The 18,216-nt window shown below is 57.3% G+C and carries 17 protein-coding genes; 12 read left to right on the forward strand and 5 right to left on the reverse strand.

Translation table 11 applies throughout. The features are described from left to right. Positions 1-111 precede the first annotated feature (111 nt). Positions 112-552: a Dps family protein gene (locus IE099_RS04210; RefSeq protein WP_189567654.1), complete on the reverse strand. Its 441-nt coding sequence runs from the start codon at positions 550-552 to the stop codon at positions 112-114. Positions 553-641: 89 nt separating this feature from the next. Next, the gene (locus tag IE099_RS04215) at positions 642-1,352 is read right to left on the reverse strand and encodes a hypothetical protein (RefSeq protein ID WP_189567656.1); all 711 of its coding nucleotides are present in this window, start codon (positions 1,350-1,352) and stop codon (positions 642-644) included. Positions 1,353-1,504: 152 nt separating this feature from the next. Here IE099_RS04215 and IE099_RS04220 point away from each other — a divergent pair, with 152 nt between their 5' ends. The 6 genes from IE099_RS04220 (at position 1,505) to IE099_RS04245 (ending at position 7,227) form a co-directional block, all read left to right on the forward strand. Next, positions 1,505-2,236 (forward strand): AraC family transcriptional regulator, encoded by a 732-nt coding sequence (locus tag IE099_RS04220; RefSeq protein WP_189567657.1) that lies wholly within the window; start codon positions 1,505-1,507, stop codon positions 2,234-2,236. A 91-nt stretch (positions 2,237-2,327) separates the two neighbouring features. Continuing rightward, positions 2,328-3,188: a phosphoenolpyruvate hydrolase family protein gene (locus tag IE099_RS04225; RefSeq protein ID WP_189567659.1), complete on the forward strand. Its 861-nt coding sequence runs from the start codon at positions 2,328-2,330 to the stop codon at positions 3,186-3,188. 5 nt (positions 3,189-3,193) lie between these two features. Then, on the forward strand, positions 3,194-4,420 hold the full coding sequence (locus tag IE099_RS04230; RefSeq protein WP_189567660.1) for a Tm-1-like ATP-binding domain-containing protein: 1,227 nt from the start codon (positions 3,194-3,196) through the stop codon (positions 4,418-4,420). 17 nt (positions 4,421-4,437) lie between these two features. Further along, complete coding sequence (gene lsrF, locus IE099_RS04235) at positions 4,438-5,313, forward strand: 3-hydroxy-5-phosphonooxypentane-2,4-dione thiolase (protein ID WP_189567661.1); 876 nt, start codon at positions 4,438-4,440, stop codon at positions 5,311-5,313. Positions 5,314-5,591: 278 nt separating this feature from the next. Then, positions 5,592-6,278: a beta/alpha barrel domain-containing protein gene (locus tag IE099_RS04240; RefSeq protein ID WP_189567662.1), complete on the forward strand. Its 687-nt coding sequence runs from the start codon at positions 5,592-5,594 to the stop codon at positions 6,276-6,278. 181 nt (positions 6,279-6,459) lie between these two features. Continuing rightward, positions 6,460-7,227 carry an SDR family NAD(P)-dependent oxidoreductase gene (locus IE099_RS04245; protein ID WP_189567663.1) on the forward strand — a complete coding sequence of 256 codons (768 nt, stop codon included), beginning with the start codon at positions 6,460-6,462 and terminating at the stop codon, positions 7,225-7,227. A 141-nt stretch (positions 7,228-7,368) separates the two neighbouring features. Here IE099_RS04245 and IE099_RS04250 read toward each other — a convergent pair whose 3' ends face one another. Together IE099_RS04250 and recF are read right to left on the reverse strand one after the other, a co-directional pair. Beyond that, on the reverse strand, positions 7,369-8,298 hold the full coding sequence (locus IE099_RS04250) for a hypothetical protein (protein WP_189567664.1): 930 nt from the start codon (positions 8,296-8,298) through the stop codon (positions 7,369-7,371). Between the two features lie 170 nt (positions 8,299-8,468). Next, the gene (recF, locus tag IE099_RS04255; protein WP_189567665.1) at positions 8,469-9,515 is read right to left on the reverse strand and encodes a DNA replication/repair protein RecF; all 1,047 of its coding nucleotides are present in this window, start codon (positions 9,513-9,515) and stop codon (positions 8,469-8,471) included. Positions 9,516-9,903: 388 nt separating this feature from the next. Here recF and IE099_RS04260 point away from each other — a divergent pair, with 388 nt between their 5' ends. The 4 genes from IE099_RS04260 to IE099_RS04275 are packed head-to-tail and all read left to right on the forward strand — an operon-like array spanning position 9,904 to position 14,919. Beyond that, positions 9,904-10,632: an ABC transporter ATP-binding protein gene (locus tag IE099_RS04260; protein ID WP_189567666.1), complete on the forward strand. Its 729-nt coding sequence runs from the start codon at positions 9,904-9,906 to the stop codon at positions 10,630-10,632. A 33-nt stretch (positions 10,633-10,665) separates the two neighbouring features. After that, positions 10,666-11,400, forward strand: a complete 735-nt coding sequence (locus tag IE099_RS04265; RefSeq protein ID WP_189567667.1) for an ABC transporter permease subunit — start codon at positions 10,666-10,668, stop codon at positions 11,398-11,400. 42 nt (positions 11,401-11,442) lie between these two features. Beyond that, positions 11,443-13,410 carry a Gldg family protein gene (locus tag IE099_RS04270; protein ID WP_189567669.1) on the forward strand — a complete coding sequence of 656 codons (1,968 nt, stop codon included), beginning with the start codon at positions 11,443-11,445 and terminating at the stop codon, positions 13,408-13,410. Between the two features lie 54 nt (positions 13,411-13,464). Then, positions 13,465-14,919, forward strand: a complete 1,455-nt coding sequence (locus IE099_RS04275) for a DUF4340 domain-containing protein (protein ID WP_189568147.1) — start codon at positions 13,465-13,467, stop codon at positions 14,917-14,919. A gap of 90 nt (positions 14,920-15,009) precedes the next feature. Here IE099_RS04275 and IE099_RS04280 read toward each other — a convergent pair whose 3' ends face one another. Beyond that, positions 15,010-15,582: a hypothetical protein gene (locus IE099_RS04280; protein ID WP_189567670.1), complete on the reverse strand. Its 573-nt coding sequence runs from the start codon at positions 15,580-15,582 to the stop codon at positions 15,010-15,012. Between the two features lie 152 nt (positions 15,583-15,734). On the opposite strand from IE099_RS04280, the gene IE099_RS04285 reads away from it, so the two are divergent. Further along, a complete protein-coding gene (locus IE099_RS04285) occupies positions 15,735-16,382 on the forward strand; it encodes a fatty acid desaturase CarF family protein (RefSeq protein WP_189567671.1) in 648 nt (215 codons plus the stop codon). Positions 16,383-16,486: 104 nt separating this feature from the next. Continuing rightward, positions 16,487-18,205, forward strand: coding sequence for an arylsulfatase (locus tag IE099_RS04290; RefSeq protein WP_189567672.1), 1,719 nt, complete (start codon positions 16,487-16,489; stop codon positions 18,203-18,205). Positions 18,206-18,216 lie beyond the last annotated feature (11 nt).

Raw genomic sequence — 18,216 nt, forward strand, 5'->3', positions numbered from 1 at the left:
CTGAGCTCTGCGCTCTACTACCCCTTGCCCGTTCCCGATAAAAAAATCAGGCCGCCAATTCATGAACTGGCGACCCGAGCGAGGGAAATGATTTTTTCAAGCTGTCGTTTGTCAGGCGAGGTAGGCCTCCAGCATCCAGACGGTCTTTTCGTGGATCTGGGTCCGGGCGATCATGAGGTCTTCGGTCTCGTCGTCACCCGCTTCGGAGGCGGCTTTGCGAGCCTCGCCCAAACTGGCAATCACCTTGCGGTTGGCCTTGGCGAGATGAGCCACCATCTGGTCGGCGGGAGTGTCCTCGGCGATCTCCTCCATGCCGGAAATCCTCGCCAAATTACTCAAGCCCCCGGGTGCAAGAGCACCCAAGGCACGCACCCGCTCCGCGAGTTCATCAACGGCCGCGAAGAGCTCGGTATACTGCTCTTCGAAGGCAGCGTGGAGGGCGAAGAATCCGGGACCACGCACGTTCCAGTGGCACAAGTGGGTCTGCCCCAAGAGAGCATAGGAATCGGCAACCACCTGACGAAGAGCATTTACAACAGTTTCTTTGTTCATTCTCGCCCAAGATAGCAAGAACCTGCCACCCCGCAACCGGCAGTCTGCGAAACAGTAGGCATCTTTTGCGCAAGGCGAGATTTGCCCTGTCACCCAATCAACAGAAGCCGCACCGGATCCCCCGGCTCGGTCAAAGGCGCGCGATGGATGCAGGGTGGCACCAGACTCCCCGGCCAATCGATTGCAATTCTCCACAAATGCCCCACCCCGAACGAATAGGGCCGGGCCTCGGGCAACGGATCGTAATGAAGGTCGAAGCAGAGGTCCTGCAGGTATTCCTCGAACTCCTCGTCGTCCGGACCGCCATATTCCTCCAGCAAAGCCTGACGGATTTCGGGGATCTCCACTTTGCGCACGGCCTCCTCGTTCCGCAGTCCCTCGCTGGGCGCTCCGTGATAGGTGCACAACCAGGTATCCGCCTCCACAGGCGCGCTGTCGGCATGATAGGAAAAGACATCAGTGGCAACCGGACCCGGTCTTTCATCCCGGGGATAGCCGTCGATTAGATTGATCAAGGGCTCGCGCTCCAAGGCCTGGAGACGGTGGTAATCCTCCAGAATCTCGGCCACCGCTCGCTTGCCCCCTACACCCAAAGGAAGCTCTTTCAAAAGAGATTCATCAAGCGGCAGGATTCCTTCCTGAGGCTCCAAGTTCGCGACGAGTTCTGCAAAATCGCCCGCCAAAGTCCTCCGCCAACACAAGGCATTGATTCCATCAGAGAAGGACCCCGACACCAACTCCTCAAAGCTAGCCACCTCCTTAATACGTGGACCTTGGCTGGTCAGGTCGCGAGTCGTCATCAGCTCACGCTAGAAGAAGAACCTCTCCATGGAAAGAGCACATCACGGACTTCTTTTCGCCTTGAAAAGCACGACGAAGAAAAGCCCCCTGCTCCGAACTTTTTCCAATTGGCAAGGTTGTCGCAGACCGCTTTTTACGCTTCACTCGCGGAATGCAGGATGACCGTTTCTTTCAAAGACACCAGGTCGGAGATTGCCTCTCGACCATCTTTGACGACCTCCCCGGCTTCATCTTTTTCATCAAAGATAGCGACCTTCGCTACGTGGCCTACAACCAGCGTCTCTGCGAAATCTTCAACGCCTCCCAAGACGAGGAAATCCTCGGTCGGCGGGATGACGACTACATTCCGGAGCACATTCGCGAACAGATTCGCAAGGACGATCTTCGCATTCTATCGACCGGAAACTCCATCATCAACCAGGTCGAATTGGTCCCCCGGGGCGACGGATTTGTCGACTGGTCCACGACCACCAAGAAGCCGCTCTACAACCAGAGTGGCGAGATTTGCGGCATCATCGGCGTCACTCGACCCTTCCTACAGGGAACCACTTCCTTGTCGAAAAACGAAGAACTGGGAGCCGCTCTCAAGCTCCTGCACGAGAACTATCACGACAACATTCCCATCAGCGAACTCGCCAAGGCGAGCAACTTCTCCCTCAGCACTTTCCTACGCAAATTCAAGGCCTGCTTCGGCATGACCCCCAAGGAATACCTCCGCCATCTGCGCGTACAGGAGGCCTGCCATCTCATCGTGCGAACCACCAACAGCTTTGCGGAAATCAGCTACAAATGCGGCTTCGCTGATCAGAGTCACTTCTCGCGCGAATTCACCCGCATCATGAAGGAGCCTCCCTCGGCCTATCGCTCCCGCTTCAGGATTTGAACGCGATTCCGCATTTGACGATTTTGTTCATGGTTCTACCCAAAGAATTCATGACAAAAGTCGTCAACCCATCTATTCAGGATGGAGCAACATGATAACCAAACGTCTCACCACCGAAACGATTCTTGCCCGACTGCAAGCAAAAGTCGCCGCCCGAAAGCCCATCATGATTTCCTCGGCCGGTAGCGGATTGGTCGCCAAACTGCTGGAAAGCGCGGGCACCGACTGCGTCAACACCTTCTCCGGAGCGCGTCTACGCTCGAATGGAATGGGCACCATGGCGATGATGTGGCCCATCCTCGACTCCAACAAGCAGACCCTCGACTACACCCGCGAAGACATCATGCCCGCCCTCAATGGCGACGCCTTCGTCTGTGCCTGCCTCAACGCCAACGACCCTCTCAAGGACATGCGCATGGTTCTGCAGGAGTGCCTCGACATGGGCGTGCAGTCCGTCTCCAACATCGGACCCTCCATTTCCTACATCGACCACGATTCCGAGATTTTCAAAGTGATGACCTCCGCCGGCATCACCCTGCAGAACGAGATCGACATGCTCATCCTCGCCAAGGAGGAGATGAACATGGTCTCCGTCGGACTGGCCTTTACTGAAGAAGACTCCTACGCCATCTGCGAGCAGGCCAAGCCCCACATCTTCTGCTACCACGCCGGCACCACCAAGGGCGGCATCAAAGGCTACGACAACGGCATGACCATCGAGGAAACCGCTGCCCAGACCGAAAAGGTCTACCAGAAGTGCCGCGAACTCTCCCCCGACACCATCCTCGTCGCCCACGGCGCCGCGATGGAAAACCCCGAGGACGCGCAGTACATGCTCGACCACACCAGCGGCCACGGCTTCTGGACCGGCTCCTCCACCGAGCGCCTGCCCATCGAACGTGCCGTCAGCGCTGCCGCCAAGGAATTCGCCGAACTCACCTTCAACGACTAACTTCCATGAAAGTCGTAGCAATTCTAGCCACTCTCGACACGAAGGCTGCGGAAGCGGACTTCATGCGGAGTGAAATCGAGTCCCTCGGAGGGCAAGCACTCCTCATCGACCTCGGCCTCGTCGGTTCTTCCGACATCAAAGCCGATGTCACGAAGGAAGAAGTCGTCTCCGCAGGTGGAGGCAACCTCGCAGAACTCCTCGAGAAACCGAGCCGAGACCAAGCCACCCCGTTCATCACGGCAGGTGCAACCAAGATTTTGCAAGACCTGCATCAGGCCGGCAAAGTCGATGCCGTTGTGAGCCTTGGCGGAACGCAGGGCACGTCCATGTGCGCCCCGATCCTCCAGGCAATGCCTTATGGTTTCCCGAAGGTGATGCTTTCCACCGCCGCCTCGGGCGACACCGCCCCCTTCGTCGGTATCAAGGACATCACCATGATGTTCGCAGTGAGCGACATTCTGGGACTCAACGTTTTCTCCCGCAAAATCCTTTCCAATGCCGCCGCCGCTGCTTGGGGCATGGCCCAGAGCCAACAGAGCATCACCGAGTCCACCGCCAAAGGGGTGATCGGAATGAGCAATCTGGGCGTTCTCACCAAGGGCGCGATGCATGCCATCGAGCTCTTTGAAAAGGCGGGCTATGAAGTGATCACCTTCCACGCCATCGGAGCCGGTGGCGCGGCCATGGAGCAAATGATGAAGGAAGGAATCATCACCGCCGTCTTCGACTACGCCCTCGGCGAAATCGCGGACGGAGTCTGGGACGTGCTGCGCGCGGCCGGACCCGAGCGCCTCACCGTCGCCGGCAAGCTGGGCCTCCCGCAGGTCATCTGCCCCGGAGGCTCCGAGCACCTCGGCATCCTCACCCACGAGCCCCACAAGATTCCCGCCGGTTGGGAAGACCACCTCATCACCTGGCACGCGCCCGTCGTTTTCGTTCCCCGCCTCAACGCGGAAGAGCAAGACCGCGTAGCCAAAGTCATTGGCGAGCGTCTTTCCCACTCCACCAAGGACACCGTCTTCCTCATGCCCTTGAAAGGCGTGAGCAGCTATTCCGCGGAAGGGGGCGAGCTCTACAAACCCGAGCTCGATGCCGCCTACTGGGAATCCTTGCAAAAGTATCTCCCCGACACCATCACCGTCGAGGCCCTCAACTGCACCGCGCAAGATCCCGAATTCGTGGAGCACGCGGTTTCCACTTTGATCAACATGATCGAAAAACCCCAAAACTAATCTAACAAAACAACATTATGGCAGACCTAGACGACATCAGAGACGGCGACAACTTCGGACTCAATACTCCGGCAAAATCCAGCAACTTCTACTTGAATGGCTTGGACGGCGCGGACTGGGGAACGAAGAACCGCATGTCCCGCATCTTTAACCAAAAATCCGGCCGCACCGTCATGCTGGCCTTCGACCACGGCTTCCTCATGGGACCGACTTCCGGTCTTGAGCGTATCGACCTTCTCATCGCCTCGCTCGCTGACCACGCCGACTGCCTCATGGGCACCCGCGGCATGATTCGTTCTTGCATCCCCGCAAGCAACCAGAAGCCTATCTGTCTCCGCACCGATACCGGCACCACCATCCTCACTGAGATGAACCACAACGTGCTCATCTCCGAGGAAGAAGCCATCTCCATGAACGCGTCCGCCATGGCCGCCATGCTCGCCATCGGCGACGCGGAGACCGAAGCTTCCACCATCGCCAACTTCAGCCAGCTCGTCGACATCGGGAACACTTACTCCATCCCAGTGATGGGTGTGACCGCCGTTGGTAAGGACATGGCTCGCGACGCCCGTTACTTCGGTCTCGCTTCCCGCGTATGCGCTGAGAACGGTGCTTCTATCGTGAAGACTTACTACACTGAAGGCTTCGAGAAAGTCGTGGCCGGTTGCCCCGTGCCCGTCGTGATCGCCGGTGGTAAGAAGCTCCCCGAGCTGGAAGCCCTCGAGCTCTGCTACAACGCCATCCAGTGCGGTGCCTCCGGCGTCGACATGGGTCGCAACGTCTTCCAGTCCGAGGCTCCTCTCGCGATGATGAACGCAGTGAAGGCCGTCGTTCACGACGACCTCAAGCCTGCGGAAGCATTCGACCTCTTCAACACCGAGAAGAACGCCTAACAATTCATTTTACCCAAAGTCCCCGTAGCCAGAACAGCTGCGGGGACTTTTTTATGCCAAGGCTTTCCTCTCACTAAATTCTTCTACCCAAAGAGAAAGCAAAGCCCACCAAAAGCAGCGAACAACCGGCAGCATCACCCCCTCCCAGATTGATCACCCCTCAAAAACAAATCCTGCTCCATCCTGCAAATCCTGTCAAAAAAACACCCTCTCATCGCCCCCACCCAACAGATAATAATTCTGTCTAATTTCATTAATTCCGTCTAAAAAATCATCTCATGTCCCGCGCCCAAACCATCTCTCGTCTCCGCACCGGTCAGCCGCAACTCAGCATCGGCACCCTCACCACTGACGACCAACCTGCCGCCATCCAGACCCTCGTCAGCGGAGACATTCCTCTCCTCCACGTCGACATCATGGACGGTATCATCTGGTCCAAGACCACCGTCGGCCCCGAGTTCGTCGCCAGCCTCGACACCGACCTCCTCAAGGACGTCCACCTCCTTGTCGACAAGCCCGAGAACCACATCGCCGCCTATGCGCAAGCCGGAGCTGGCATCATCTCGTTCTCGATCGAATACACCGAAGACCTCGCCGCCACTCTTTCGCTCATCGAACAAAACGGTCCTGAAATCCTGCGCGGAGTCTCCCTCAATCCTTCCACCGACCTCGAGCAAATCCGCGGCCACCTCGAGCACATCGACCTCGTCATTCTCCTCGCCATTGGACCCGACACCGGCAGCGAAACCTTCTTCGAAAGCCTCCCCGCCAAGGTCGCGCAACTGCGCGAATGGAAGCCCGAACTCCTCATTACTATCGACGGCGCGGTGAAGAAGAACAACGTCGGCGACGTCGCCGCAATGGGCCCCGACTTCATCGCCACTGGCAGCGCGGTCTTCGACGGCAACGACGCCGCCGCCAACATCGTCGAAATGAAAGCCTTCATCGCAGCGGCGAAAAAATAAGTATTTAACCGCAGCTTATCCTGCAAAACCGACCAAGATGGATAGGATAGATAAGATTCAGAACCGAGAAACCCCATCTATCGAATTCATCCTGGCCTAAAATCAAGTCTAACAACCAAACCCTCATCCCGCGTTATTCCGCGGTTTGAGAAAAAATCTCCACTCTAACAAATACATCATCATGTCCGAACAAATCCATGCCAATAAAATCGCAATCGTCACCGGAGCCTGCGGTGGCATTGGTCGCGCCACAGCCGAACGCCTTCGCAACGACGGAGCCACCGTTGTCGGCCTCGACATCAATCCCGACGTCGTCACCAACCTCACTGGCGAGCGCCTTTCCGGAGCCGTCTGCGACATCTCCGACGATGCAGCCCTGAAGGCCGCCGTCGACAAGGTCATCGCCGACCACGGCGGACTCGACCTCATTGTCGCCAATGCCGGCATCTTCAAATCCGGCGAGTATATCGATGCGGAAACCGACTCTTGGGACCTGCACCTCAAGATCAACCTCACCGCCACCCAGCGCTTCCTCAAGTACTCCATCCCCGCACTCAAGAAGAGCGACAAGCAGCCCAGCATCATCATCATCGGCTCGCGTAACTTCGCCGCTCCCGGACCAGGCGCTTCGGCTTACTCGGTCACCAAAGCCGGCGTGACCCAACTCGCCCGCGTGGCTGCTCTCGAGCTCGCCGAATTCGGAGTCCGCGTCAACGTGCTCCATCCCGATGCCGTCTTCGACACCGAAATCTGGACCCAGGAAGCGCTCGAAAAATCGGCCAAGCGCTACGGCATGACCGTAGAGGAATACAAAACCAAAAACCTCCTCCACGCCGAGATCACCTCCCCCGGCGTCGCCGCCATGGTCAGCACCGTCGCCGGCCCCGTCTTCTACGCCACCACCGGCGCCCAGATCCCAATCGACGGCGGAAACGACCGCGTGATTTAAGGGACCATCCTGACACCCTCCTTTTCGAAAAAAAGCCTGAGTTTCCACTCAGGCTTTTTTGCGGTCACACCGCTGAAAAGAGATCAAAAATGCCGGCAAAGGAGGTCCTCTGCCGGCTTTTGGAAAATTGATGGCGAAGCTCTATCGGCGACGACGGAGCAAGACTAAGAAGCCCAGACCACCGAGAAGAGCAGCGGAAGGCTCGGGAACTACGGTATTGACGGTTACATTATCCAGCCAATAGCCGGAGTTTCCTCCTTGGTTGAAGTTCACACTTGAGAACTCCAACTGGGCGATATCAGTCGCACCCGAATTCTGGCCAAAGGTCAAAGTCCCACCCGGACTCCCAGCCGAAGCGCCGTAAGTCACCATCCCATCCTGTATCGAAATGGTAATCGTCGCCATGCCACCAGGAGCCGATGCATTGTTGGTGCTATTCCACCCAGGCATTCCACCATAGACACGAGTCCCCGCCGGAGTTCCCGCACCATTGGCGGTCCGCAAATAGGTGGTATCCCCTGCTTCCCGAGCGTAGACGAAACGTGTTCCTGCGGCGCTGCCCATACCAATCCAGGTTTCAAAAACCTCATCATTCGTCGAGCTCAAGCCGCGAATGACCATAGCCTTGAAGGCACCACTGTTCTGCGTTCCATAAGAACCCACATCAAAGCTAACGGTCGCACCATTCCCCCCAGTCAGGCTGGAAGCCGCAAAGTTGGCGTAGAGACGGTTATCCGGAGTCTGACTACCAAAGGTAGTCCCGGGAGAAGCTTGAAACGCGGTATTCAGCGGCCCATCAGCCCCTGCAATTGTAATGCGGGTATTGCCATCATTGCCGGTGGTAAAGGCGCGGTCAGTCCCTCCGCTCACAAAGCCGTAGCTCGCAGTTGCGGGGTTCTCAAAAGCAAAACTGCCTACGGCAGGAGTCCCCAGATCCGCGATCGCATCCACAGCGCCGGAAGTGCCATTGTCGAAGTTGCTGGAAAAGACGAGTGCTGCCGTAGCACCGGAAGAGAGAAGCCCGGATGACAAAAGAGTCAGCAAGGCAAAGGTCGGTCGAGTGGATTTCATGTTGGGATTTTTAGGATATCGTTAATCGGGGCATCAACAGCCCCTCTTGCAATCAACCTCCAGCCCACTTCTTTCTATACAGGAAAGCTGAAAAAGTTCTCCCCCGACCCGATTTCGCAGGCTCGCTCATCAATTTACTCTCAGAGAATTAGAGAAATCCAGTCGACAACTTATCGGATCGTCCCGCCGCTCACCTCCCGCACCTCCAGGTCCATCCCCTCCCCCAGCCAGCTGGCATTGGTGGTGGTGACGATGACTTGGGCGCCTTTTGGCAAACTGGCGAGGAAGCGTTCGCGGCGGCCCTTGTCGAGCTCGCCGAAAATATCATCCAGCAGATAGACCGGAGTCTTCCCTCCTTGCTCGCGAAGGAGCTCGCCTTGGCCCAGCTTAAGCGCGAGGGCAAGGGTGCGCTGCTGGCCTTCGCTACCAAAATCCGAGGCCTTGAGCCCCCCCAAGGTCAGCTTGACGTCATCCCGGTGCGGACCGACCAGGGTCATGCCCTGCCGTTGCTCCTTCTCCCGCACCATGGCGAGGGATGCTTCGAAGTCGTCCCCCGATGCCGCCTTGTAGATGAGACCGACCGCTTCCTCGTTGCCGCCGACTGCCCCCTGGGCCCAGGTGACAGGCTTTTCCAAACTGGCAATCATGGCTGCGCGCCCGGCGGTCACTTCGCGCCCGTGTTCGACAAGCAATTTGGTAAAGGAGTCCATCTCGCGGCCACTTCCCCGACCATCCCGCAGGAGGGCGTTGCGTTCCTGCAAGGCCTTTTTATATCGCGAAAGAGCGCGCCGATAACCCGGCACGATCTGCGAGGCGAGGAAATCGAGGTAACGCCGCCGCCCCTCGGAAGGCCCGGTGACGAGCTCGCGATCCTCATTCCCCATCCAGACCACCAGTCCCCCATCAGCGAGATACTCGCCCTGCGAGCCGCGCTCGTTTCCATCCACCTTCAGGGTATAAGTTCCCTTGCAATAGTCGACGCGGCGCTCGCGACCCCAGACCTGACCCGCAACCCCGAACCGGGGGGCCTCGAACTTCACCATTTGATTGGGCCGCCGCGTGCGCGGGGAGTGAAGACGCACCAATACACAAATGGCCTCTAACAAGCTGGTCTTGCCCTGGGCATTCTTTCCCACAAAGACGAGTCCCTGCTCCGGAATCTCCAACGACAGCCCCGCGATACAGCGGAAGTCGGCGAGGCGGAGGGATTCAATCACGCCGCCAAGATGGAAGCACATCTCGCGGTCCGCAAGCCTGCGCGATAGCTAGAACAGTATTCCCGGGGTCTGGGAGCCGGTCTGGCTTCGCTAGCGGGGGAAATCACCCAAGTTCAAAAACTCTAAAGCCAGAATGCCTGCTCGCGAGATTTTCAGTTCGGGACATTCTCTTTCACGCTCGGGACTCTTATTTTCTATAGCCTAACTTTTCAGGGGCATCATCCCCTGGACTCCCGCCCCCGGAACTCGCCCTGCCGAGGCTTCTTCGGGAGGATTATTTCCGCACAATACTTTCTAAATTTTCCCTTGAAAAATGAGAACAAGGACTAAGATTGCCGCCGTTTACCCTGTATTGGCATTCCCATACTGAAACGTAAGCTCTTAACCTATGATTGACGTCCAAAATCTAACCAAGCGCTTCGGCCCCAAAGTGGCCGTTGACGACTTATCGTTCACCGTAAAGAAAGGCGAAGTTCTGGGCTTCCTCGGACCCAACGGAGCCGGAAAATCGACCACCATGCGCATGGTCACGGGATTCTTCCCCGCCAGCGCGGGAAGCATTGAAATCTGCGGGATCTCGATGATCGACAATCCGGAAGAGGCCAAGCGCAAGATTGGCTACCTCCCGGAGTCCGCCCCACTCTATCAGGACATGACCGTCTCCAGCTTTCTCAAATGGATCGCCGAGATGCGCGGTCTCTCCGGCACGGCCCGCAAGGAGGCTGTCGACCGGGTGATCGAGACCTGCTTTCTCGAGCAAGTGGCCAAGCAGGCCATCGACACTCTTTCCAAGGGTTACCGCCACCGCACTTGTCTGGCACAATCGCTCATTCACGATCCCGAGGTCCTCATTCTGGACGAGCCCACTGACGGCCTCGATCCCAACCAAAAGCAGGAGGTCCGCAAACTCATCAAGAAGTTGGGCGAAGACAAGGCCGTCCTCTTTTCCACCCACATTCTGGAGGAAGTGGAAGCCGCTTGCTCCCGCGCGGTCATCGTCGACCGCGGGAAGATCGTCGCGGACGGCACTCCCGATGAACTGAAAACCAAAGGCGGAGGATCCCTCTACGACCTCTTCCACCAGGTGACTACCACCGATGCCCAGGCCGCTGCCTAACCATCCACTGCACCCAATTAAACTTTCAATCAGATGAAATCCGTTCTCACTATTTACAAACGCGAGCTCACCGCCTTTTTCACGCAACCAACGGCCTACGCCATCATCGTGATCTATCTCCTGCTCTCCATGGGGCTGACCTTCACCTTCGGAGGGTTCTTCCGCATCGGTGACGCCAACTTGGCCTACGCTCACTTCTATTGGAACCCCTGGCTCTTCATGCTGCTCGCTCCCGCCATTGGCATGGGCCTATGGTCAGACGAACAACGCACCGGCACCATTGAGCTGCTAGGCACCCTTCCGACCTCCACTTGGTCCGCGATTCTGGGCAAGTATCTGGCCGCCGCGACCGTGTGCCTCATCGCCATCGCCCTCACCTTCACCCTTTGGATCTCGGTCAATCGGCTGGGCGACCCCGACAACCTGACCATCTTCTCCGGGTATTTGGGTTCTTTCCTGGTTTGCTGCACCTTTCTGGCCATCACGATGCTCGTCTCCGCCTTTACCCGCGATCAGGTGGTGTGCCTCATCGTTTCAGTCGCAGTGTGCGTCTTTATGGTGATGATTGGTTTTGACGCCGTGATCATCGAGGCCACCAAGGCCCTGCCCGACAGCGGCGTGGAAGCCCTCGTCGCCTTCGGGGTCTGGGACCACTTCAATTCCCTCATGCGCGGAGCCTTCCGCCTGCAGGATTTTGTCTGGTTCGCCACCATGATCGTGGCCTCCCTGTTAGGCACCTCCGCCATCCTCACTGCCCGCCGCAGCTAATCCACTTTTCAACCCACAACTTTCCAATAACGAGAAACCATTATGAGTAGCAAAGTCCAATCCAAGACCAAGGCTAACAATCCGGTGCTCAATGCCGTTTTGGGCATTATCGCCCTGGTCCTCATCACCTTCTTCGCCAACTGGCTGATGGCCCTTTCATCCGCTGGCAATCGAACCCTCGACCTCACCGAAGACAAGGTCCACACCCTGACCGACGGCACCAAGGCCATCCTTTCCGATCTGAAAGATAGCGAGGCCGAGGTTGTCATCAATTACTACGCCACCCGGGACGCGGAGTTCATGCCCCGCGACCTGGAGCTCTACATGAAAAAGGTCGATGGCCTGCTCAAGCGCTATCAGGCCCTTGCCGGTGACAACCTGCGCATCGTCAATCTGGATCCCAAGCCCGACACCGACGCGGAGGACTCCGCCAACCTCGACGGCATCGCGGGTCAGCAGCTCAACGATGAGAACCTCTACCTGGGCCTCAGCGTTTCCTTTCTGGATGAAAAGGCGACCATCCCATTCCTATCGCCACAAGCCGAGACCCAGTTGGAATACCAGCTCTCCTCAGCCATTGCGCGCGTAGCCCGCACCAACCGCCCCACCTTGGGCCTGATGTCCGCGCTTCCCATGACTGGCAGCGCCCCCGCGATGGGCATGCCCGGCCAGCCACCCAGCCGTCCTTTCGTCATCTACGAACAGCTGGGGCAGCTCTATGACATCAGAGATATTGGCATGACTCCGACAGCGGCCGACCTCGATGGCCTCTCTGCAGTCCTTCTCGTGCACCCCGCCGGCATCACTCCCGAGACCGAGTACCTTCTCGACCAGTATCTCCTCAAGGGTGGCACTCTGGTGGCAGCGCTGGACGCCTTTTCCATCACTGCCCAACAAACCGGAGGAGGCAATCCCATGATGGGCCAGCCCGGCTTGCCAACCTCTTCCACTTTCTCGAAAGAACTCCTCGACTCCTGGGGCGTGAGTTTCATCTCGGACGAGGTGCTTGCCGACGGGAACTATCGCACCCAGTTCCGCGACGGAGCTTCCACCTCCGCCCTTTCCCTCACCAAGGATGCACTGCCACAGAAGGATAGCTTGATCACGGACAGCTTGGACAACCTCTTCCTGGTCCTGGCCGGAGCCATCACTTCGCAAGGCAAGGACGGTCTGAGCCACACTTCACTCATCCGGTCATCCACCCAGTCGGGCTTCGTTGATGGCATGCGTGCTTCCCGTCTGGATCCGTCCCTTCTCGGAGCGATCCGCATGGACGACAAAGCCTACGACCTCGCAGTGCACATCCAGGGAACCTTCAAGTCCGCCTACCCTGACGGCAATCCCGCAGATCAAGCGGACGAGGACGAAAACGAAGAAGATTCCATCGCTGATGAAGCCACAAAAGCAGAAGCGGAAGCAGAGGAAGAAAGCGAGCCCAAGGAAACCGGTCTCGCAGAATCCGAAAAACCCGGCAACGTATTCCTGATTGCCGATAGCGACTTCCTCGGCGACAGCTTCGCCTACCAACAGGTCTTCGGCGGCCTGATGGCTCCACAGGGAGACAACGTGGCCTTCTTGTTGAACATCCTCGACCAAGTCACTGGCTCGAAGCACCTCATCGGTTCCCGCGCCCGCGGAGACAGCCGCCGCCCCTTCACCGTCGTGCAGGAGATGGAGTCCGACTTCGAACAGAAGTTTGGCGAAAAGCGTGAGAAAGAACAGAAGGAGCTCGACGAAATCAGCACCCGCCTCAACGAACTGATTCAAGCACAACAGAAGAACGGCCAAGTCGTTCTGGAAGGCGAGCTAAAAACCGAATACGACAAGGCCATCGCCAAACAAGTGGAAGCACGCAAACGCCTCCGCGAGCTGGAAAAAGATCTCCGTCGAGAGAAGGACTCCTTGGCCACCAAATACACTTTGGCCAACCTTCTCATCGTTCCTCTCGTAGTCATTCTCTTCGGACTAGGCGTCTTCCTGAAGCGCCGGTTCGCCACCTCAGCCCGTTGAAATGAAACTCTCTAACGAAACCATTTTTCCTAATTTAGAAACACCAGTTTACTCATGAGCAAACGATTAGTAACCATCCTCTGGTCCATCGCCGGACTTCTCGCGGTCTTGACCATCTTGGTCTTATTCAACGAAGGCAAAGAGCAAAAGAGCCCGACCTCACTGGCAACAGGTGACGCAATCCTGAAGGACCTGCCCCTCAACAAAGTCAGCTCCATCAAGATCGAAGGCGCCGATGACTCCGTCACGATCAAGAACGACAAGACCCAGTGGTCGGTCGTGGAGCGTGATGGATACGAGGCGGACTTCGCCCGCTTGACCCGCCTGCTCCGGTCACTGACCGAGGCATCGGTGGCGCAGAGTCGTCAGGCCGGTCCGGCCTTCAATGCCCGCTTCGGAATGGACGGCGAGGCCGCCAACCAGGAAGACCACGGTTACCAAATCACCTTCCTGGGAGCAGATGGCAAGGAACTGAAGTCCCTCTCCATTGGTAAGAGCACTGCCACGGACTCCCCCACTGGAGGAGGCTCCGCAGGCAAGTATGTTCGCCTCGGTAACGAACCGTCTTCGGTCTATGCCGTCAACGAGGGCTTCTACGACCTCAGCGCCAATCCCGCGGACTGGCTCGAAAGCGGCTTTATCCAAATCAATGGCATCGAGTCCATCGCAATGGCATCGGCCAATGACGAAAAGTTCAAGAGCTGGAGTGTCTCCCGCGAGAACGCTGGCTCGGATTTCACTGTCGACAACCTGCCTGCCAGCTATGAGCCCGATAACGACAAGCTGACTCCGCTGAAGAATGTGCTCTCGAGCCCTCAGTTCGAAGATGTCTTATCCGCCGAAGAAGGCGACAAACGCCGCAATGGAGACAAGGCGCGTCAGCTGACGATCGAGACCTTCGAAGGGTTCAAGTACGAGATCGACTACGCGCCTGCAAAGCCTACAGAAGACGACCCCATCAGCCCGGGTGCCCCAGTAGACTTTATCGCCAAAGTCACCGTCACCGCCGACCTGCCTACCGAACGGGAAAAGGTTGAGGGAGAAAGCGAGGAGGACGCCAAGAAGGCTGAAGAAGCCTTCGCCGCGCGTCAGAAGGAACTGAAGAGCAAGCTCGAGAAGGAGCAGGCCTTCGCCGACCGCTACTTCCTCCTTCCCGACTACACCATGTCGGCGGTCAATCTGGAGTTCTCGCAAATCGCGCAAGCTGTGAGCAAGACCGAAGCCATTGCACCAACTCCCAAATACGAAGGCCCCATGGCCCCGAATCAGAGCCAGCAAATTGGCGAGGCCCCTGCATCTCCAGCCACGCCTGCTCCGACACCCAAGGCCCCGACCTCCGCGGTCACTCCACCCATCGCCATCCCCCCCGCACCCAAAGCGGAGGACAAGGAGCAAGAAGAAGCCGCGCCTGATTCCAACAATTCAGATGCCCTCAGCGCCATTAGCGAGGAAGACATCAAGCGGATGATCGAAGAAGGACAGGAAGCTGAAAAAGCGGAGGAAGAGTAAAGAACGATTCGGGAAAGCTCCGAGACTCAAAACAAAAAAGCGAAGCTGCAGGACTGCGGCTTCGCTTTTTTTGTGAGTTAAAAACCAGGTCTACATCCCGGGAGGACGAGGCCAGGCAACGTGAATGTGGGTGCTATGACCACGGTCGCCAGGCCCAAGGGTCTCGGTAGCTCCCAAGCCCTCGCAAATACGAATCACCTCGCGCCAATAGGGTGAGCCAGAACGAACGGGAACGCCGTTCACTTTGTTAATGTCAAAGGCGGTGCCCAAGTAGTGACGCGAGCGAGAACTGTGCGAACTACCCGCAATGGAGGTGACGTGAAACGAGTAGCCTTTGTCGGTGAGAATCTTCATCGCGCGCAGCATCTCGGGATGCAACTGAACATATCCCCCGGGGGCCGTGCCGTAGGAGCTGCGGGCGGCGGGAACTCCTGCCGCAGTCTGCTTCATGTTGTCCAAAGCGGTGGCATTGTCGCGACGTCCGCTGACGTGATAGTTGGCGAATTGCGCGCGGGGACTTTCTAACAAGGCAATGGCCAGACGCTGCCGGGAACTCTTCCCAATCCCCATCCCTCCCTTGCTCCCACTGGAGGAACAGCTCACCACAACGGCAAGACCGAGGACGAAAACGAGGGGCAAGAAGAGCGACAACTTGGATTTCATAATTGCCTTCTATCCTAAACCCCATCCCCCCGCAAACGCCCCGATGGTCATTCTCCCTCCGAATTCAACCCCGCTTTTCATTGATTGAATCGATGAACGCTCAAAATTAGTCAATTTCCCTGATTTTCGAATCAGAGGCAGTCTTCGCAGTGATGAACGCAAACCTCATTTTGGAAGTCGGGCTGATTGTGCTGCAAACAATCGGCGTTATTCTCGCGGTCGACTTTGTCTCCGGCATCGTCCATTGGCTGGAAGACTCCTACGGGAGTAAAAAGTGGCCGATAGTCGGCAAATGGATCATCGAGCCCAACATCCGCCATCACTTCGAGCCGCGCCACTTTACGAAGTCCAATTTCTGGAAACGCAACGCCGCGACCTTGGTCCTGTCTGGCAGCGTGCTTGCGGTCATTTCGCTTCTCGGTTGGTTCCATTGGACATGGGCCCTGGCCGCGCTCATTGGTGGCGTGACCAACGAGATTCACTGCTGGGCCCACCGCTCACCCCGCGAGAACGGCAAAGTGATCACCTTTCTCCACAAGGCCAAGATCCTGCAAAGCCCCCGCGGCCACGCCACCCACCACACCGACCCCAAGGACCGCAGCTACTGCACCGTCACCGATTGGCTCAACCCTCTGTTAGATGGCGTCGACTTCTTCGCCCGCATTGAAAAATTTGTGTTGAAGACCACCGGGCTCAAGCGCCGTATCGACGAATCCGTCCGCCCTCCGAAGAACAAGAAGAAGTGCTGCGGCGGCCAGTGTGCCCAATGTGCGAAGTGCCAACTGAAGAAGGCGGCTTGAGGGTGAAACGAGAGGGCAACTTCCTCACCCTAAATCGTGATAGTCAGACTCGCTTGAGTGAGTAAGCTACGGGATACTTTCCCACCCTGACTCTGAATCATTCCATGAAACTCCTTCCCATCGCCTTACTCGCTGTCCTTTCCTGCTCTTCCTTTGGCGCGGAGCGGGGCAAGCAACCCAATATTGTCCTGCTGATGACCGACGATCAGGGATATGGCGAAGTTGGATTTCATGGCAATAAAGTCCTCCAAACGCCCAACCTCGATCGCTTCGCCAAGGAAGGAACGGAGCTGGTGCACTTCTATGTGTCCCCCATGTGCACCCCCACTCGCTCCTCCCTGATGACGGGGCGTTATCACTTCCGCACCGGGGCCCACGACACCTACATCGGGAGGTCCAACATGAATCCCGAGGAAACCACCATCGCGGAAATCTTTGCCGACGCGGGCTATCAAACCGGAATCTTTGGCAAGTGGCATTTGGGCGAAAACTACCCCATGCGAGCACAGGACCAAGGCTTCCAAAAGGTCGTGGTGCACGGCGGCGGAGGAATTGGTCAGTTCGCTGATTACCCGGGCAATACCTATTGGGATCCGACCCTGCTCTACAACGACTCCTTTAAGAAGGCCGAGGGCTACTGCACCGATGTCTTCATCGACGAATCTATCGACTTCATTTCTAACAACCGCGAAAAACCCTTCTTTTGCTACCTGCCACTCAACATCCCGCACTCACCATTTGACGTCGATGCAGAGTTCCTCGAGCCTTACGAGTCCCAAGGAGTTCGCGACAAAGGCAAACGGCAATGGACGGCGAAAATCTACGGGATGCTCACTCAATTCGACGGGGCTTTTCAACGGCTGTTAGATGCGCTGGACGAAATGGAGCTCGCGGAGAACACCATCGTTATCTTCATGTCGGACAACGGACCCAACTCGGTCTACTACACCGCCGGCCTGAGGGATAATAAGGGCAGCGTCTACGAGAATGGCTTTCGCTCTCCCTTCGTCATTCGCTGGCCAGAAGCGATGAAAGGCGGTCGCAAACTCACGGATCCCGCGATGCACATCGACCTCCTGCCCACCTTGGCCGAGGCCTGCGGAATCGAACTACCCGACGCACTCAAGCTGGATGGAAAGAGCATCCTGCCTTTGCTCACCGGAGAAACGGAATCCCTGCCCGAGCGCTATCTCTTCATGCAGCACAACCGTGCCAACGTGCCGCAAAAGTATCGCAACTTCATGGTTCGCAAGGGGCCCTTCAAAGTGGTGCAGGGCATCGGAAAGGGATTTCAGGAGGTGCCGAAGAACCCGAAGTTCGAACTCTATGACATCGAGAAAGACCCCGGCGAAGAAAACAACATCGCCCAAGAGCACCCCGAGATGGTGACTGAGTTTGTGACCGAATATGAACAGTGGTTCGATGAGGTCACCGCCGATCTGCAGCGCACCGGAGGAACGCCCTCCCCCTACATCCTGGACCCCGTTCAGAAGCAAGACTACCGCTTCACCTGGCAATGCTGGTTCGGGCCCGACGCCAACTGGCGCCCCACGGCCTACGGACGTTGGATGATGACCAATCCTGGCGAAATCGAACGCTTCGACGTGACCATCATCCCGCAGAAAAACCATCTTGGCAAAGCGGCCAAAATCAAATTCATCTGGCAAGACCAAGTGCTTGAAAACAGCTACGACAAAGTCCCCGCACGCGTCACCCTCGAGGACATTGAACTCGCCGAAGGAACCGGCTTCATGGAAGCGCAACTCTTCATCGGGGACAAGCTGTGGGGCGTTAAGGAAGTGCAAATCAGCGCCGCAAAGTAGCGGCCTCGACA

Origin of the sequence: Roseibacillus persicicus, assembly GCF_014651675.1 — a bacterium.
GTDB lineage: Bacteria > Verrucomicrobiota > Verrucomicrobiia > Verrucomicrobiales > Akkermansiaceae > Roseibacillus > Roseibacillus persicicus.

What these genes read in the sequence shown, in the direction of transcription:
- IE099_RS04210 (WP_189567654.1), bottom strand. Translation starts at nt 552, where the DNA reads ATGAACAAAGAAACTGTTGTAAATGCTCTTCGTCAGGTGGTTGCCGAT.
- IE099_RS04215 (WP_189567656.1), bottom strand. Translation starts at nt 1,352, where the DNA reads ATGACGACTCGCGACCTGACCAGCCAAGGTCCACGTATTAAGGAGGTG.
- IE099_RS04220 (WP_189567657.1), top strand. Translation starts at nt 1,505, where the DNA reads ATGCAGGATGACCGTTTCTTTCAAAGACACCAGGTCGGAGATTGCCTC.
- IE099_RS04225 (WP_189567659.1), top strand. Translation starts at nt 2,328, where the DNA reads ATGATAACCAAACGTCTCACCACCGAAACGATTCTTGCCCGACTGCAA.
- IE099_RS04230 (WP_189567660.1), top strand. Translation starts at nt 3,194, where the DNA reads ATGAAAGTCGTAGCAATTCTAGCCACTCTCGACACGAAGGCTGCGGAA.
- lsrF (WP_189567661.1), top strand. Translation starts at nt 4,438, where the DNA reads ATGGCAGACCTAGACGACATCAGAGACGGCGACAACTTCGGACTCAAT.
- IE099_RS04240 (WP_189567662.1), top strand. Translation starts at nt 5,592, where the DNA reads ATGTCCCGCGCCCAAACCATCTCTCGTCTCCGCACCGGTCAGCCGCAA.
- IE099_RS04245 (WP_189567663.1), top strand. Translation starts at nt 6,460, where the DNA reads ATGTCCGAACAAATCCATGCCAATAAAATCGCAATCGTCACCGGAGCC.
- IE099_RS04250 (WP_189567664.1), bottom strand. Translation starts at nt 8,298, where the DNA reads ATGAAATCCACTCGACCGACCTTTGCCTTGCTGACTCTTTTGTCATCC.
- IE099_RS04260 (WP_189567666.1), top strand. Translation starts at nt 9,904, where the DNA reads ATGATTGACGTCCAAAATCTAACCAAGCGCTTCGGCCCCAAAGTGGCC.
- IE099_RS04265 (WP_189567667.1), top strand. Translation starts at nt 10,666, where the DNA reads ATGAAATCCGTTCTCACTATTTACAAACGCGAGCTCACCGCCTTTTTC.
- IE099_RS04270 (WP_189567669.1), top strand. Translation starts at nt 11,443, where the DNA reads ATGAGTAGCAAAGTCCAATCCAAGACCAAGGCTAACAATCCGGTGCTC.
- IE099_RS04275 (WP_189568147.1), top strand. Translation starts at nt 13,465, where the DNA reads ATGAGCAAACGATTAGTAACCATCCTCTGGTCCATCGCCGGACTTCTC.
- IE099_RS04280 (WP_189567670.1), bottom strand. Translation starts at nt 15,582, where the DNA reads ATGAAATCCAAGTTGTCGCTCTTCTTGCCCCTCGTTTTCGTCCTCGGT.
- IE099_RS04285 (WP_189567671.1), top strand. Translation starts at nt 15,735, where the DNA reads ATGAACGCAAACCTCATTTTGGAAGTCGGGCTGATTGTGCTGCAAACA.
- IE099_RS04290 (WP_189567672.1), top strand. Translation starts at nt 16,487, where the DNA reads ATGAAACTCCTTCCCATCGCCTTACTCGCTGTCCTTTCCTGCTCTTCC.